Origin of the sequence: Virgibacillus profundi, from assembly GCF_002287375.1 — a bacterium.
Lineage (GTDB): Bacteria > Bacillota > Bacilli > Bacillales > Amphibacillaceae > Virgibacillus_K > Virgibacillus_K profundi.
The window spans coordinates 73835-90109 of record NZ_NPOA01000011.1 but is presented as its reverse complement, the minus strand read 5'-3'; the positions used below and the strand labels follow the sequence as shown (position 1 = coordinate 90109).

The following is a 16275-nucleotide window of genomic DNA, read 5'->3' as shown; positions in this document are numbered from 1 at the left end:
GGAAGCGCGGCAACGGTTCTCTTGCTTCAATTAATGATAAATCCCTTTACTTTCAAGAAGGAAATCAACAGAAATTAAATTGAGACTATCTTCTGAAAGGGTATATTCCTTTAATTCTTCGGGTTTCATTCCATTGAGGAATAGTCTATGTTTAAGATTATAAATGTCTATTTGTTTTTCCATCCCCTTTTGGTATGTAGTTTTAACATCTTCTTCAATCTGTTTGGTGACCAGTTTTTCTATCGTCTCTATAGGCAGTTCCTCTTTCAGATCAGCTAATATCCCAGTTGCTTTTATAATTATATTGAACTGCGCGTTATCCCCCTCCCCCACTTGTTTAATCTTTGCTGAAGGGCTACTTATTTCAACATTTCCGATTATGTTTCCTTCATCAACAAGTTTGACCGTCGTATTTTCAGTTTTAGATTCAACCCATCTTAGTCCTGTCAGTTCTTCATAGGACATCCAGTCTTTATACTTTCCTTCATTAATCTGGAAGCCGCCATTGATTTTTAAGGTTTTTTTTGCCTTCTCTTCGGGTCCGGCTTTCTTCCAGGCAGACTTGTCTATTGAAATCGATGGAAGAATTGCAGTTCCACCAGGATCTTTGTAAATGGAAATAAACTTGTGCATACGTAGAGGTTTAATATAAGAATATTTACCATGAATATCTTCTGGCTGATACATAATGGTGTACAATGGAGGTAGGTGGAAGAATCCAGTTAACCCAAATAATTCATCAATCGACTCCCTCGTCCCGAACATCCAAGGAGTGTACCTAAATTCTCCATTTCTTTGAATTGCCTGCTGAACCTTCTCAATGCCATTTTTCAAAACGGCCTCAGAATAAATTATGGATCCAATTTGTCCCCAATTAAACGGCTGCTGCGATGTTTTGTATAGATCATTCACAGCTTCCTGAAGTGTGGCTCCTGAACTTTTTCCAATATATAGAGGAGCCTCTTCAGACTGCTTCTGTCCCTCTTGTTTGGCTACATTGGAAAAATCCAGCATCTGTACATAAAGCAAGTATTTTTCTTCTTTATAATCAATTCCTATCGCAGTCGCATAATTATGCTCGCCAATCTCTTTTTCGTCCCAGCAGCCGGTAAGTGACACTAACAGAAGAATTCCTATTGATAACTTTCTGATTTGCTTCAATTCATTCACTCCTCTGCCTGTCATCATCCTGTGTTTTCAGAATCCTCGCTCGTTTATTCTGTTTAATCACTGGTAGTTTTGAGATTGCTTTTGAAAAGTCTCCTTTTACAAATGGTGAAACAGGAATTAAATATGGAACATTAAATGATTCAAGCTTAGCTAGATATCCTATTGTAAGAAATAAACTGATGAAAAATCCATACATCCCTAATACACTTGCACAAAGAATAGAAAATAATCTTATAATTGTTACCGTTCCAGACAAAGATTGATTCCCTAAAGTGAAGGTCGCAACAGCAGTAATGGCAGTCACCACGAGCATGGTAGGTGAAGTAAGTCCAGCACGAATTGCCGCATCTCCCACAATTAATCCACCTACCACCGCGACCGTTTGACCGACAGCCTTTGGCAATCGAACACCCGCTTCACGGAAAAGCTCAAATAGCGTGATCATCAATATTAATTCAACTGTAGTGTTAAATGGTATTCCCAGCCTGGAAGCACCAATAGTCGCGAGCAGTGAAAAGGGTATCTGATCCACATTGTATGCAGATATAGCAACCCAGAATGATGGAAGGAAAATAGCCAAAACCAATCCAGCAATTCTAAGCAGCATTTCAAATGATGCATAGTAAAACGGCATATGCTCATCCTCAGATGTATTTAGGAGCAATTGAAAATTAGCTGGACCTATAAGGACATTTGGTACATTATCGATAAAAATGGCAAAACGCCCCCTTGCCAGACTGCCAGTAACCCCATCTGGACGCAAAACGCTTACAAGTAATGGAAATAAGGAATAATGGTTGCCTGGTAGAATTTCAGCTAACTCATTATCACTGTTCAGCACATCTATATCAATCTCTTCTATTCTCCGTGTAACCTCTTTGATTATTTCCTGATTTTGAATGTCTGTCAGATAAACCAAACTGACCTTGGTGTTGCTTCTTTTTCCAACCGTGAATGATTTGGTGACCATGGACTCCGTCTTCATTCGTTTACGGACCAATGCAATATTTGTTCCTATATCCTCTACAAATGCATCCTTTGGCCCCTTTACAGATACTTCAGTCGTCGACTCTTCTGGTGACCTTATTGGTGGCTTTGACGTGTTGAAAAAATAAATGATTTCTTTTATTAAAATAGCAGTATATCCATCGAATACTTTTTCCCTTACAGCTTTATCGTTTGACGGATCATTCCTGCTCCATTTGATTGTTTCTGAGCTGTTCAATTCCTGGATCCCTTTATGGCCATTTAAATTAATGGTTCTTTGAATTTCAGGGAGTATACTTTCTATTAGTAAATCGCTGTTAATCAGCCCTTCACAATAGATTAGTATCGCTTCTTCCGGTTTCTTATCATTATTGAACTGGTTTTTTTTAATCTTTATATCGGAGGAATGATGAAATAAATCCTGAAAATACGTAATATCGACCTTTGTATTCTTATTTTTCATTTTCTGTCATCCTATTCTTTGATTTTCTGACAAGTATAGCTAAAAATACTGTCATCACAATTGCAAAAATACAGGTGGTCAAATAAAAATAATCTTTTAGGATTGCAACAAATTGCATGTCAGAGATTGGTGCTGAAATAAGCACTAAATATAATATACATATTAAAACCTGGATTATAATGGGTTTCTTAAACTTGAATGCTTTTGCAATTAAATACAAAATCAGTGCCAGCCGAATAAATGAACCTGATAGCCACTGATAGATTGAAAAAAAGTCCAAATGGTTAAAGTACTGACCAATACTTAATATTCTCCATTGAAGAAATGCCGGGTATTTTATTTTCCCAGCCTCTTCCACCCCAAAAATTGCAATGCTCCCAAGCAATGGCCCCATGACTAATATAAATAGGACGAACGACAGTAAAAACAGGTGCCGGAATGCTACTTTCCTCATGATTTGATGCTGGAGCATAATCAGCATAAATATTTCAGAAAGAGAACCAAAAACATAAATTGACCCTTTAAATACATCAGTCCAGTTCTGCTCCACAAGTACTGGCAGGATAAGCGAGTAATTTTTGTCCGGAATGGTGCCAACCGCTACAAGCACACCCAAAAAAACCACAAACGGAAGAAGTATTCCAGCACAGATGGCTATAACATTTACCCTTCCGGCAATATAGAGTGATGCAGCAAGAATTGAAAATGCAACTACTAGCATTGGTGTATTCAGCAAATATGTATCATGGGTCCAGGAAACAGTTTCCCATGCAGTAGTAAAACCTGCTATAAATAGAAAAATCACAAGCAAGCCGGCAACAATTTTACGGATTGTATTACTATAAGTGACTTCCAGCCATTCAAATACAGAAGTATTTTTCAGCTGCTTCGTGACGTACAGGACTATAAACAAGAACGGGATAATCATCAAAAAACCAACAATTACACTAATCCAAGCATCACGTCCAGCGACATCAATTATTAAAGGAACGACAAGAACATGATTGCTTAAACCAGTACTTAATAAGAAAATAATAATAAATTGCGAAATACTGATCTGTCTGGCCATAGTACCTCCGGAGGAATTATAATTACTTCATATCATGCGGATTTATTGTCATTCCTATTCATAGAATCATAAGCGTCAAAAAATCCCCACCTGTTTAGATGGGGATTTTTGACTTACACTTACAGTTATATAAATATAAAACTTTTGATTCTCTATCAAAACAACAGCTGATACTTACCTGCATATAACAGAAAAAATAGAAGAAGACGAACTTAAAAAGTTCGCCTCCTACACCAAAAGAAAAATCTGAATCGGCACGTGCAGTTTTTCTTACTTTATAGACAGCTTACAAATGTTGTTACACCAACGTTTGTAGCGTATTACCCAATACTTCCTTCCATCTCATACTTGATCAGACGGTTCATTTCAACTGCATATTCCATTGGAAGCTCTTTTGTAAATGGCTCGATAAAGCCCATGACGATCATATCTGTTGCTTCCTGTTCTCCAAGCCCTCTACTCATGAGATAGAATAATTGTTCTTCGGAAACTTTGGATACTTTCGCTTCGTGCTCCAATGAGATATTATCATTGTAAATTTCGTTGTATGGAATTGTATCTGATGTTGATTCATTATCCATAATTAACGTGTCACACTCGATATTTGAGCGGGCACCGTCTGCTTTTCGTCCAAAGTGAACGATTCCGCGGTATGATACTTTACCACCTTTTTTCGAAATGGATTTCGAAACAATCGATGATGATGTGTTTGGTGCCAGGTGATACATTTTAGCTCCGGCATCCTGGTGCTGACCTGCTCCAGCTAAGGCAATGGATATTGTCATACCACGTGAACCTTCTCCTCTTAGAAGAACAGATGGGTATTTCATTGTAAGCTTAGAGCCCATATTACCATCGATCCATTCCATTGTGCCATTTGCATCAACTGTTGCACGTTTTGTTACTAGGTTATATACGTTGTTAGCCCAGTTTTGAATTGTTGTGTAACGGCAATAGGCATCTTTTTTAACATAAATTTCTACTACCGCACTATGCAGTGAATTTGTTGTAAATACAGGTGCCGTACAACCTTCTACATAATGCACGGATGCCCCTTCATCAACAATGATTAATGTTCTTTCAAACTGTCCCATGTTTTCCGAGTTAATCCGGAAATAAGCCTGCAATGGAGACGTTGTTTGTACGCCCTTAGGTACGTAAATAAATGAACCACCAGACCATACAGCAGTGTTTAATGCTGAGAATTTATTATCAGAAGCAGGAATTACTTTACCAAAGTATTCTTTGAAAAGTTCTTCATTCTCTTTCAACGCTGAATCCGTATCTTTAAAGATAATTCCAAGATCTTCCAAATCTTTTTCAAGACTTTGGTATACAACCTCTGATTCATACTGTGCAGATACACCAGCTAAATATTTTTGTTCAGCCTCGGGAATCCCCAACTTATCAAAAGTTTCTTTAATTTCTGCAGGAACTTCATCCCATGTTCTACCTTGCTTTTCGGAAGGTTTTACGTAATAAACAATTTCGTCAAAATCAAGTTCTGACAGATCGCCGCCCCATTGTGGCATCGGCATACTATAAAATAGTTCCAACGCTTTTAATCGTTGGTCAAGCATCCACTCCGGTTCCTCTTTCATCCGTGAAATTTCCTCAACAACTTTCTTTGTTAAGCCTCTTTCTGTACGGAAAACCGAAACGTCTTTATCATGGAAACCATATTCATAACCTTCCATTTCAGGTATTTCTTTGGCCATTATTAAAACCTCCTATTAGATATTCGTACACCAACGACCGTATAATCGCTGGCAAGCCATTTGCTTACGTACTTTAATCCATTGGCTAACTATTCTTTATGAACACCTTTTTCCATCGCTTTCCATGCAAGGGTAGCACACTTAATTCGTGCAGGAAATTTAGACACCCCTTGCAATGCTTCGATGTCTTCCAAATCCAGGTCTCCTGTATCAATATCTTCACCCATCATCATCTCGGAAAAAAGCTTTGACATTTCCAATGCATCTTCAATCTTTTTTCCTTTAATTGCCTGGGTCATCATTGATGCGGAAGACATGCTGATCGAACACCCTTCACCATCAAACTTAACTTCTTTAACGATATCGTCATCAACGAGTAATTGCAGTTGAATCCGATCACCACATGTCGGGTTGTTCATATCGATGGTTAATGCATCACCATCGATAGTCCCTTTGTTACGGGGACTTTTATAATGATCCATAATTACTTGCCGGTATAATGTATCAAGATTATAAGACATCACCGAAATACTCCTTTGTTTTCAAGAGTCCATCAACTAAATGATCTATATCTTCTTTCGTATTATACAAATAGAAACTAGCGCGTGCTGTTGCCGTGACATCCAACCAGCGCATTAGCGGTTGTGCACAATGATGACCTGCACGGACTGCAATTCCTTCTGCATCAAGCACAGTTGCAGTATCATGCGGGTGTACATCACCTAAATTAAATGTTACAAGTGCTGCACGACTTTCTGGACCAAATATTGTCAGACCATCAATTGTACGCATTTTTTCCATTGCATATTCCGCTAAAACTTTTTCATGATTTAAAATGTTATCCATGCCAATTTCATTTAAAAAGTCGATTGCCGCACCTAATCCAATAGCACCAGCTATAATTGGTGTTCCACCTTCAAATTTCCATGGCAGTTCTTTCCATGTTGAATCATATAAATTTACGAAATCTATCATTTCTCCACCAAACTCAACTGGTTCCATCTCATTCAGGTATTGCTTCTTCCCGTACAATACGCCAATCCCTGTTGGTGCACACATCTTGTGTCCGGAGAAAGCATAGAAATCACAATCTAAATCTTTTACATCCACATTCATATGTGGTGCACCTTGCGCACCATCGACAAGGATAACTGCACCATTTTCATGGGCAATTTGTGCAATTTCCTTTACTGGATTGACAGTCCCAAGTACATTGGATACATGTGTTATAGCAACTATTTTCGTGTTGGCTGTAATCGTGTTACGCACATCCTCCAATGTTACGGTTCCATCAGCTTGTAAAGGGATATATTTCAATGTTGCTCCAGTTGCTTTTGCCGCCTGTTGCCATGGAATGATATTACTGTGATGTTCCATTGGTGTAATTACAATTTCATCACCAGCAGTTAAATTCCGGCCATAACTCTGGGCAACTGTATTAATTCCTGTCGTTGTTCCCCGATTGAAAATCACTTCTGCAGTACTGTCTGCATTAATAAATCGGCGCACTTTCTCACGAGCGCCTTCATATAAATCAGTTGCTCGTGAGCCAAGTGTATGGACCCCTCGGTGTACATTGGAATTATGCTGCCGGTAATAATCGTCAACAGCATTAATAACAGCCAATGGCTTTTGTGAAGTTGCAGATGAGTCCAGGTATACTAACGGATGTCCATTAACTTCCTGATCTAATATCGGAAATTGTTCCCTGATAGCTTTTACATCCATCAGTAAACTTTCCTCTCAATGATCTTCGTTAGTTGTTCTCTAACAGAAGCAATTGGTAACTTAGATACTACTGGTGCAAGGAATCCATGAATGACTAAGCGCTCTGCTTCAGTCTGTGTAATACCCCTGCTCATTAAATAATACAGTTGCATAGGATCCACGCGTCCTACAGAAGCTGCGTGTCCCGCTGTAACATCATCTTCATCAATTAATAAAATCGGGTTAGCATCTCCACGAGCTTTCTCACTTAACATGAGTACGCGCGATTCCTGCTCAGCATTGGATCTTGTTGCACCATGCTCAATTTTACCGATCGCATTAAAAATGGATGTTGCTTTTTCTTTCATTACACCGTGCTGTAAAATATGACCATGTGTATCTTTTCCAAAATGAACACTTTTCGTTGTAAAGTTTTCAATTTGCTTGCCACGCCCTACAACAACTGCTTTCGATTCAGCTGATGAATTATCTCCAACCAAATGTGTAGCATTCTCAAACACTGTATGTCCATCATTCATTTGTCCCAATGCCCAATCAATGGTTGCATCACGATAAGCTATACCACGACGGTTCATATAGTTTGTTGTACCGGCTGCAAAGTTATCAACGCCACCAAACGAGATTTTCGCACCATTTTGTGCGATCACTTCTGTTATAACGTTTGAGATTGTTTCTTCTTCATCATTATGTGAAATATAGTTTTCCACATAAGTTAATGAACTGTTCTCTTCTGCTACTACTAGCACGTGGTTAAACAATGCTACCTCAGGATCTTCCTGCCAAAAGATAGCTTGCAGTGGCTCTTCCACCTGTACATTTTTTGGAATATAAACGAAAATTCCACCATTCATTAAGGCTACATGTAATGCAGTCAAACGATGTTCATCAATTGAAACAGCGTCTTTCATGTAGTATCGCTTCACTAAATCTTCATGTTCTGTTAAAGCGGTGAATATATCTGTGAAAATAACACCTCTTTGCTTTAACTTTTCACTCATTGTTGCATATGCTACAGATTGATTACGTTGTATAAATAAGTTTTCTGGTAGATTATCCGGATCAAGGAAATCCTGAATTTCTGCTGGTAACTCAGTTAAAGATGTAATTTCATCGCCTTTTGCTGCATGCTTAAAACGACTGAAATTCCATTTACCTATTTTTGTTTTATCAGGCTTAGGCATTTCAAGTACGTCAACTTGTTCCAATGCTTGAAGGCGTAAGACCTGCATCCATTCCGGTTCATTTCTATCACTGGAAAATTGAGTTATATAATCTTTATCATATGGAAGCTTTGTTTCAACAGTCATTTTACCCCTCCTAACTACTATGCGTTTTGCCCTACAGTTTCGTCTTCAATTCCCAGTTCGTCTTTGATCCACTCATAGCCTTCAGCTTCTAAGCGTTGTGCTAGTTCAGGACCACCTGATTTAACAATACGTCCCTGCATCATGACATGAACATGATCTGGTGTAATGTAATTTAATAAACGCTGGTAATGCGTAATAATCAAGCAACCGAAGTTTTCATCACGTAGTTTATTAATTCCTTTTGAAACTACTTTTAATGCATCAATATCCAATCCTGAATCAATTTCATCCAGAATTGCAATTTCAGGTTTTAAAAGCAATAACTGAAGAATTTCGTTACGCTTTTTCTCTCCACCTGAGAATCCTTCATTTAAGTAACGTTGTGCCATATTTTTATCAATTTCAAGGTAATCCAGTGTTGAATCCATTTCCTTGATAAATTTCATTAATGGAATTTCATCGCCTTCTTCGCGACGTGCATTAATAGAAGAACGCAAGAAGTCAGATGTAGTAACACCACTAATTTCACTTGGGTATTGCATTCCTAGAAACAGACCTGCACGAGCACGCTCGTCAACTTCCATTTCAAGTACATCCTCACCATCTAAATGAACGCTTCCTTCAGTAATTTCATACTTAGGATGTCCCATGATTGCTGATGCCAAGGTAGATTTACCAGTTCCATTTGGCCCCATTACCGCATGAAATTCTCCACCTTTTATTGTAAGGTCTACACCTTTTAATATCTTTTTACCTTCAATTTGAACATGAAGATTCTTAATTTCCAACGTTGATCCTGCCATTCCGATACCTCCAAGTACTAATTTATATTTTTTCAAATGAATGACAACATTCATTCTCAATCTATTCTCATTATAATCTTAAAGCATTTCGAATTTAATATCAACTTTTTCAGGTTACTTATCCGGTGTGTGAAATATTATGTAATTCCTCATAAAATAACCGTGTTTTTCCTATAGTAATACGGTTTACAAAATTCAAGATAAAAACGGATTGTTTCATTAAATTGGTTTCTAAAAGTTGGAACTACGGTTAATCATTCCACCGAAAATCATTGATTTACTTCAAAACATATAAACTAATATTTGCGCTGGGTTGATTTCCACTGCGGACCGTTGCTTTCCGCAGGCACGGCTTCAGCCTCCTCGAGAAACCCACTCTGCGGGGTCTTCAGACACGTGCTATTCCTGCAGGAGTCAACGGTCCTCCGCTCCAAACAACCACACAAATGTGCAAGCAATTTTAAAAAGTTTTAAAGCACGATTCCAGCGAAGGAAACACATGAAGACTCCTGCGAGAGTATAGGCATAGGTGAGACCCCGGAGTGCGCAGCACGAGGAGGTTCACCAACCGCCCTAAGGTCCGCGAAATGTGTTTCCGTAGCGGTCGATGAGATCTACTACCATTAATTTTACGTCACCCTTTGTATTCATTGCAACAATTAAAAAGCATCATAACTTACAAAAAGAGATTCCATTAAAGTCATGCATCTGCTCTAATAAAAATACTGATGCCCTCAACCTGAGCATCAGTACCATTTTTTATATTTATCATCTTTGAATTTGGCTATCAAGTCCGGCAACTAAAAGTTTGCATTGTTCATATTCCTGCTGCCGTTTTTTTTCAACTGCAATCCGTTTATCTAATCTTCTTCCATACTCCGCATAACAAATCTTATGCGTTTGTTGCATTGCCTTCTCCATCTCCGGAGTGTAATTCATCGTTATTCCACTATTAATAGTGAATCATCCTTTCAATTTGAATACAATTATAAGATTAACATAAGGACAATTCCCAGCACAAAGTGGTTATAAACGTTTATTCGTGATTTAATCCGGATGTGGATGGCTGAAATATATATAGCTCTATTCGTTCATTAACATTTAGCTTATTGCTAGCATATACTAATAAATGCTCCATTTTTGCAAAAATTAATTTTTTCCACCAACCGGAACGATGGCGCCTTCATAATTTTCAATAATGAAATCCTGAATTTCTTCTGATTGTAGTACGTCTACTAATGTATTCAATGCTTCATTATCTTTATCTTCCGCCCGAGCAGCAACAATGTTTACATACTCGGAATCTTCACCTTCGATAAATAGTGCGTCTTCCAAAGGATTCAAATCTGCACCAATAGCAAAATTTGTATTGATGACAACAAGTGTATTCTCTTCGGAATGATATAATTCCGGTAAAATTTCCGGTGTATAATCTGGTGAAAATTTCAGGTTTTTAGGATTTTCAACAATATCATCAATGGTGGCTTCTGACTTTTCCACAGATTCATCCAATGTAATTAATCCCTCTGATTCAAATAATGCCAGGACACGTCCATGATCTGGTACTGAATTACTTAAAATCACTTCTGTTCCTTCCTCGATATCATCGACGCTTTCAATTCCTTTAGAATATACTCCCATCGGTTCTACATGGACTCCACCGATGTTTTCCAATTCATACCCTGTATCACCAATTGTTTGTTTTAAAAATGGAATGTGCTGGAAGTAGTTGGCATCCAAATCACCACTTGCCAGATCGTCATTTGGAAAAACATAATCCTGATATTCTTCTATCGTTAATGTAATTCCTTCTTCTTCTAATAGTGGTTTAGCTTCTTCCAAAATTTCAGAGTGGGGAACACTGGAAGCTCCAACAATAAGTTCCACATTTTCTTCCGATTCTGCATTACTATCACCTGAAGTATTTTCATTTGAAGTATCTTCCTCAGAATCTCCTCCACCACATGCTGCCAAAACTAAAACGAATAATACAGATAAAAAGACTAAAAACTTTTTCATGATGTATTCTCTCCTTCTATTTTCAAATTATATTAAAATTAGCTTTCGCCTAATTTCCTATCTTTTATCCAATTTATTCGTAATAAAGTCACCAATAAATTGAAAAATAAATACAATAATAACAATGACAATTGTACATATCAATAATACATCCCAGTCACGTCGTTGAAAACCAAAGTAATATGCATAGTTTCCAAGACCGCCTGCACCAATTATACCTGCCATGGCCGTATAACCTATTAAAGCTATTACTGTGACAGTTAAACCGGAAACAAGGGCTGGCATCGATTCCGGAAGTAAAACACGGAATATAATTGTCCTCGTTTTTGCCCCCATTGACTTAGCCGCTTCCACAACACCTTTGTCCACTTCTTTTAAAGCTATTTCAACAAGTCGACCATAAAATGGTGCAGAACCAATTATCAATGCTGGCAGTGCTGCATTTGGACCCCGAATTGTTCCAATTAGAAAATCGGTAAACGGAAATAATAAAAAAATTAGTATAATGAATGGAATAGCACGAAACACATTCACAATTGCTGCTACAATTAAGTTAATATATTTGTTTTGCCAAATACCATCCTTCATTGTCAAATATAAAAGCAATCCCAGCATTACCCCGAAGACACCTGTCCCAATTAAAGCTAATATTGTCATATAAAATGTTTCATAAGTAGCTTCAAGGAGATCCTGTAAATCAATATTTGCAAAAATATCAGTTTGCATCACGGATAACCTCCACTTCTACTGAGGTCTCGTTGTGGATAAAATTCACCGCGTTTTCAATTTCTCGATCATCCCCTGACAGTTGGACAAACAATGTACCGTACGCCCCTCTTTGAGTTTGGGTGATTTTTCCTTGCAGTATATTAATATCAATCGCAAACTTTCTTGCTACATGGCTAATCAATGCCTGGTTGGTAGTTTCACCAAGAAAATGGAGCTGAACAATTTTACCTTCATCATACGTATCAATCAATAGTGCTACACTATCATCTTCATTCGTACCCATAATTTGTTCCACGAATTTCTTTGTTACCTGCTGTTTTGGCTGTAAAAACACATCCAGTACATCACCCTGTTCTACTATTTTACCTTGTTCCATTACTGCAACCTGATTACATATTTTACGAATAACATGCATTTCATGGGTAATCAGGATAATCGTAAGTCCCAATTTCTGATTAATATCCACAAGCAAATCGAGGATTGAATTGGTTGTTTCCGGATCCAATGCGGACGTTGCTTCATCACAAAGTAATACTTTTGGATTGTTCGCAAGTGCCCTGGCAATTCCCACACGCTGCTTCTGTCCACCACTCAGCTGTGAAGGGTAGGCATTTTCTCTGCCTGATAAACCAACCAGATCAATTAACTCCTGCACACGCGCTTCCCGCTCCATTTTTGGGAATCCCGCTATTTCCAATGGGAAAGCAATATTATCCTTCACTGTTCGTGACCAGAGCAAATTAAAATGCTGAAAAATCATTCCCATTTCCTGTCTTGCCAAACGAAGCTGTTTGGAATTCAGTGCTGTAATTTCCTGATCGTCGATTACAATTCGCCCACCTGTCGGCTCTTCCAACCGATTCAATAAACGAACGAACGTACTTTTACCAGCTCCACTGTATCCAATAACACCAAATATTTCACCCTCTTTTATATCAAGTGTCATACCATCAACTGCTGTAATGTTTTTCTTATTTGCTTTAAAAGTTTTACTTAAACCCTCGATCGAAATCACTGGTTATTTCCTCCTTACACAGATCCCGCAATTTCCAGTATACCCAAAAACCATCAAAAAACGCCTTTCTGTAAGAGAACAGAAAGACGTAAATTTAAACATTAAAGTCTTCAGGTTCCCTCATCTGTCAAAGTATCCACTTTGCAGGAATTGGCACCTTTCAAATAATAAATCATTTGAAGGTTGCCGCGGGTTCATAGGGCCAGTCCCTCCACCGCTCAAGATAAGAGATAAATAATTTTTATAAAAATTTCATATGCTAAATACTAGCATGCACCATTTATTATGTCAATTAAAATAGATTTATCCTTCGTTTTTAACAAATAACTCCGGTTTATATTCCATTAAATAGGTGTAAATATTCGGTATGGATTTAAATGCATAAACCTTTTCCTTTATGTCATTCCCATTCTTTATCAAAAGACAAGGAACACTTTCTATTTGGTGCTTCTGCATAAATTCAGGATGTAATGATGCATTCATTTCATAAAAAATATTCTCATTGTGTACCGATTCAATTTTAGTCAACATAGCTCTGGCTAAATGACAGGTCCCACAGAATGGGGTATAAATATAAAGTAGATAATTCTCATTATCTATTTGTTCTTCTGTAATCTGCTGCAAAAAATACCACCCTAAACTAAGAAAATTGGATTAACGGAAATGCGCTTACTCAATAAGGCGGTCGCGAGAATGTTTTCAGGGGTTGTTGCAACCTCGCGATAATCACTGCTTACACGTATATGCTCAGCATGCGGCAGCTCCCGAGCCAGCTGCTTTCGAAGCTTCATTCCTGATTTATCCTCATCAACCAAAATGATAACATCTCTGTAATCCAAATCATATTCTTCCAAAAGATCATCAAACCGTTCAATACTAAGTGTACCGTTTGTACATAGAATCGTAACATCATCTGTAATTAACTTTTCAATTTGCCTTTTATCTGTCAAGCCCTCAACAATAATAACTATCTCGGATTCATCTGTTATCATCACATAGCACTCCCTAGGAAATCAAGCAAGATGATTGAATTACTTTAGTATATGATGTAAACAAGGCTGACTATACAATCTTTCCTAAAATTGTACGTCAGCCCGATTTATTGTTTCATTTTATAGGATGTTCAAAAAGTCCGGTAAAAATGACACATCGAGTTTCTTCGTTGGCTTGCTTTTCCACTCCTCACGTATTAATTGCATACGTTCCGGTGCTCAAAGCTACGCCGCCTCGAACTTCTCGGTCCTTTTTATCCTCCTTTTGAACAAGCACTTTAATTAATCTTCTTTAATAAATTCTTCATATTGCTCAGCTGATAACAATTCATCCAGTTCTGATTCATTCGCTGGCTCAACAATGATCATCCAAGCATTTTCATATGGTGATTCGTTAACAAATTCCGGGCTATCCTCTAATTCTTCATTCACTTCGACAACTTTCCCGTTGATAGGTGCATATAATTCAGAAACAGTTTTCACAGATTCAACACTTCCAAAAGTCTCGTCTGCTTCAATTTCATCCCCAACTTCAGGAAGCTCTACAAATACAATATCCCCTAGCTCGGATTGGGCAAAATCAGTAATACCAATTCTTACTTTGTCGCCTTCTATTTTTATCCATTCATGTTCCTTAGAGTATACTAAATCCTTTGGTAAGCTCATATATATCCCTCCATATATTATTTCAATATAATCATACAAGTTAAATAAGTATTTTACTAGTGTTTATAACCAATTTTCATGATAATCTTCTTCCTTGAAACCGACCGTCACTTTTTGACCGTCTGTTACAATTGGCCGTTTAATCAGCATGCCATCCGAAGCAAGAATTTTCGCCATTTCTTCCGTGTTCGCATCTTTAATTTTATCTTTTATATTCAATTCGCGGTATTTTTTCCCGCTTGTGTTAAAAAACTTTTTAGCTGGCAGATCACTTTTCGCAATCAGACTTTCCAACTCTTCCTGTGACGGTGGGTTTTCTACAATATGTATGCTCTCATAATCAATATTATTTTCTTCTAACCACTTTTTAGCTTTTTTACAAGTGCCACAGTTGGGATACCAATAAAATGTTAGCGCCATGTTCAAAACCTCCGAATCTACTCTGTAATTCAATTCCATTATAACAAATATTATGACCTTAGCAATGTAAAGCCTTTTTGACCGAACCTCTACAAATTAATAACACAATAAATAAATTGAATAGTCGACAAATTTCTAAACCGTATCAGTAACAAATCGATTGGGCTCATATAATATGCTATAATTAATTGTATTAAAATATATGGAGGTACAGGGGATGGTTGATAATGATGACAAAAATAAATCGAAAATCAATAGATACTATAGTTAAGGAAACCGGACTTACATACGATGATTATGCAGCAATTAATGATGATAACCGTTATGAATTAGCTAATGGACAATTAGAGCTGATGAGCCCAGCACCATCAGTAAATCATCAACTAGTTAGCTTTGAAATAACATAAAGCCTTGCTAATAATTGTAGATCTGACTATATAATTTTGAACGCACCAATTGATTTAATTTTATCCCACAAGATAAAAAAGTAATTTCCCAAAACATTCCCTGTATTTCATTTTCTATGATAGAGATCATGGAAAACATCCCTGATATTAGAGAGTAAAACTCCCCTGAGAGGAATATGACATGCTCGATTTTATTTACACATTACCAATATACTTTATGACGCTGACCGTTATCGTTTATATTCCGATACGATTATCCCTTCTGAAACGAAGAAACAACGAAGTATCCTTATACAAAGAATTTATTTATATTTTGTCCATTATATATCTGGAAAGCTTACTTTATCTCACCATATTTCCTGCAAGCAGTTCCATAGAAGGCTGGACTGGAATTAACATCTTACCATTCCATACGATTAATGGTTATCTATACTTATTTTCTCAAGGGTACACAGAAACAGCCATTATTAATCTAGTTGGAAATGTTGTCGTATTTGTACCAATTGGAATATTGCTAGTCTTAATATATAAAAAACATACCTTTAAAAAAATGCTTCTAATCGGTTTTCTTTGTTCATTAGGGATCGAAATAACACAACTGGTTTTATCCTCATTGCATATTCTCTCAAGAAGCTTTGATATTGATGATCTGATTCTAAACACATTGGGAGTTATGTGTGGATATTTACTAATGAAAATCATTTTGAACATAAATAAAACAAAGACTTAGAACATCAACTAGTGTAAGTAGGAAGGAACAAACGTCTTGAAGGCAACCATTT

At 37.2% G+C, this 16275-nt stretch carries 18 protein-coding genes and 1 riboswitch; of the genes, 2 read left to right on the top strand and 16 right to left on the bottom strand.

The features are described from left to right. Nucleotides 1–30 precede the first annotated feature (30 nt). The 16 genes from CIL05_RS15445 to CIL05_RS15370 form a co-directional block, all read right to left on the bottom strand. Complete coding sequence (locus tag CIL05_RS15445) at nt 31–1161, bottom strand: Ger(x)C family spore germination protein (RefSeq protein ID WP_165769146.1); 1131 nt, start codon at nt 1159–1161, stop codon at nt 31–33. Nucleotide 1162: 1 nt separating this feature from the next. After that, nucleotides 1163–2620 (bottom strand): spore germination protein, encoded by a 1458-nt coding sequence (locus CIL05_RS15440; protein ID WP_095656446.1) that lies wholly within the window; start codon nt 2618–2620, stop codon nt 1163–1165. Then, nucleotides 2610–3689, bottom strand: a complete 1080-nt coding sequence (locus CIL05_RS15435) for an endospore germination permease (protein ID WP_095656445.1) — start codon at nt 3687–3689, stop codon at nt 2610–2612. The genes CIL05_RS15440 and CIL05_RS15435 overlap by 11 nt, the downstream gene beginning before the upstream one ends. A 320-nt stretch (nt 3690–4009) precedes the next feature. Then, on the bottom strand, nt 4010–5407 hold the full coding sequence (gene sufB, locus CIL05_RS15425; RefSeq protein ID WP_095656444.1) for a Fe-S cluster assembly protein SufB: 1398 nt from the start codon (nt 5405–5407) through the stop codon (nt 4010–4012). 89 nt (nt 5408–5496) lie between these two features. Beyond that, nucleotides 5497–5928 (bottom strand): Fe-S cluster assembly sulfur transfer protein SufU, encoded by a 432-nt coding sequence (gene sufU / locus CIL05_RS15420; RefSeq protein WP_095656443.1) that lies wholly within the window; start codon nt 5926–5928, stop codon nt 5497–5499. Next, nucleotides 5918–7135, bottom strand: a complete 1218-nt coding sequence (locus CIL05_RS15415) for a cysteine desulfurase (RefSeq protein ID WP_095656442.1) — start codon at nt 7133–7135, stop codon at nt 5918–5920. The genes sufU and CIL05_RS15415 overlap by 11 nt, the downstream gene beginning before the upstream one ends. Then, complete coding sequence (gene sufD, locus CIL05_RS15410) at nt 7135–8442, bottom strand: Fe-S cluster assembly protein SufD (RefSeq protein ID WP_095656441.1); 1308 nt, start codon at nt 8440–8442, stop codon at nt 7135–7137. Before sufD ends, CIL05_RS15415 begins: the two co-directional genes overlap by 1 nt. Nucleotides 8443–8459: 17 nt before the next feature. Further along, nucleotides 8460–9245, bottom strand: coding sequence for a Fe-S cluster assembly ATPase SufC (gene sufC, locus CIL05_RS15405; protein WP_095656440.1), 786 nt, complete (start codon nt 9243–9245; stop codon nt 8460–8462). A 768-nt stretch (nt 9246–10013) separates the two neighbouring features. Then, nucleotides 10014–10184 (bottom strand): YuzK family famiily protein, encoded by a 171-nt coding sequence (locus tag CIL05_RS22300; RefSeq protein WP_165769145.1) that lies wholly within the window; start codon nt 10182–10184, stop codon nt 10014–10016. 210 nt (nt 10185–10394) lie between these two features. Continuing rightward, complete coding sequence (locus tag CIL05_RS15400; protein ID WP_095656439.1) at nt 10395–11264, bottom strand: MetQ/NlpA family ABC transporter substrate-binding protein; 870 nt, start codon at nt 11262–11264, stop codon at nt 10395–10397. A 57-nt stretch (nt 11265–11321) separates the two neighbouring features. Continuing rightward, nucleotides 11322–11990: a methionine ABC transporter permease gene (locus tag CIL05_RS15395; RefSeq protein WP_095656438.1), complete on the bottom strand. Its 669-nt coding sequence runs from the start codon at nt 11988–11990 to the stop codon at nt 11322–11324. Beyond that, entirely contained in the window at nt 11980–13008 is a 1029-nt protein-coding gene (locus CIL05_RS15390) for a methionine ABC transporter ATP-binding protein (protein WP_095656437.1), read from the bottom strand. Before CIL05_RS15390 ends, CIL05_RS15395 begins: the two co-directional genes overlap by 11 nt. 117 nt (nt 13009–13125) lie before the next feature. Beyond that, nucleotides 13126–13238, bottom strand: a riboswitch (SAM riboswitch). Nucleotides 13239–13311: 73 nt separating this feature from the next. Continuing rightward, the gene (locus tag CIL05_RS15385; protein ID WP_095656436.1) at nt 13312–13632 is read right to left on the bottom strand and encodes a thioredoxin family protein; all 321 of its coding nucleotides are present in this window, start codon (nt 13630–13632) and stop codon (nt 13312–13314) included. 11 nt (nt 13633–13643) lie between these two features. Next, nucleotides 13644–14000: a toprim domain-containing protein gene (locus tag CIL05_RS15380; RefSeq protein ID WP_095656435.1), complete on the bottom strand. Its 357-nt coding sequence runs from the start codon at nt 13998–14000 to the stop codon at nt 13644–13646. 282 nt (nt 14001–14282) lie between these two features. Then, on the bottom strand, nt 14283–14666 hold the full coding sequence (gene gcvH / locus CIL05_RS15375; RefSeq protein ID WP_095656434.1) for a glycine cleavage system protein GcvH: 384 nt from the start codon (nt 14664–14666) through the stop codon (nt 14283–14285). A gap of 63 nt (nt 14667–14729) precedes the next feature. Continuing rightward, on the bottom strand, nt 14730–15086 hold the full coding sequence (locus CIL05_RS15370; protein WP_095656433.1) for an arsenate reductase family protein: 357 nt from the start codon (nt 15084–15086) through the stop codon (nt 14730–14732). Between the two features lie 227 nt (nt 15087–15313). Between CIL05_RS15370 and CIL05_RS15365 the strand changes: the two genes are divergently transcribed. Beyond that, nucleotides 15314–15493: a PDDEXK family nuclease gene (locus tag CIL05_RS15365; RefSeq protein ID WP_095656432.1), complete on the top strand. Its 180-nt coding sequence runs from the start codon at nt 15314–15316 to the stop codon at nt 15491–15493. A gap of 181 nt (nt 15494–15674) precedes the next feature. After that, complete coding sequence (locus CIL05_RS15360) at nt 15675–16223, top strand: VanZ family protein (protein WP_095656431.1); 549 nt, start codon at nt 15675–15677, stop codon at nt 16221–16223. Nucleotides 16224–16275 lie beyond the last annotated feature (52 nt).

Coding starts and splice junctions, on each gene's coding strand:
- CIL05_RS15440 (WP_095656446.1), bottom strand. CDS start 2,620: ATGAAAAATAAGAATACAAAGGTCGATATTACGTATTTTCAGGATTTA.
- CIL05_RS15435 (WP_095656445.1), bottom strand. CDS start 3,689: ATGGCCAGACAGATCAGTATTTCGCAATTTATTATTATTTTCTTATTA.
- sufB (WP_095656444.1), bottom strand. CDS start 5,407: ATGGCCAAAGAAATACCTGAAATGGAAGGTTATGAATATGGTTTCCAT.
- sufU (WP_095656443.1), bottom strand. CDS start 5,928: ATGTCTTATAATCTTGATACATTATACCGGCAAGTAATTATGGATCAT.
- CIL05_RS15415 (WP_095656442.1), bottom strand. CDS start 7,135: ATGGATGTAAAAGCTATCAGGGAACAATTTCCGATATTAGATCAGGAA.
- sufD (WP_095656441.1), bottom strand. CDS start 8,442: ATGACTGTTGAAACAAAGCTTCCATATGATAAAGATTATATAACTCAA.
- sufC (WP_095656440.1), bottom strand. CDS start 9,245: ATGGCAGGATCAACGTTGGAAATTAAGAATCTTCATGTTCAAATTGAA.
- CIL05_RS22300 (WP_165769145.1), bottom strand. CDS start 10,184: ATGAATTACACTCCGGAGATGGAGAAGGCAATGCAACAAACGCATAAG.
- CIL05_RS15400 (WP_095656439.1), bottom strand. CDS start 11,264: ATGAAAAAGTTTTTAGTCTTTTTATCTGTATTATTCGTTTTAGTTTTG.
- CIL05_RS15395 (WP_095656438.1), bottom strand. CDS start 11,990: ATGCAAACTGATATTTTTGCAAATATTGATTTACAGGATCTCCTTGAA.
- CIL05_RS15380 (WP_095656435.1), bottom strand. CDS start 14,000: ATGATAACAGATGAATCCGAGATAGTTATTATTGTTGAGGGCTTGACA.
- gcvH (WP_095656434.1), bottom strand. CDS start 14,666: ATGAGCTTACCAAAGGATTTAGTATACTCTAAGGAACATGAATGGATA.
- CIL05_RS15370 (WP_095656433.1), bottom strand. CDS start 15,086: ATGGCGCTAACATTTTATTGGTATCCCAACTGTGGCACTTGTAAAAAA.
- CIL05_RS15365 (WP_095656432.1), top strand. CDS start 15,314: ATGATGACAAAAATAAATCGAAAATCAATAGATACTATAGTTAAGGAA.
- CIL05_RS15360 (WP_095656431.1), top strand. CDS start 15,675: ATGCTCGATTTTATTTACACATTACCAATATACTTTATGACGCTGACC.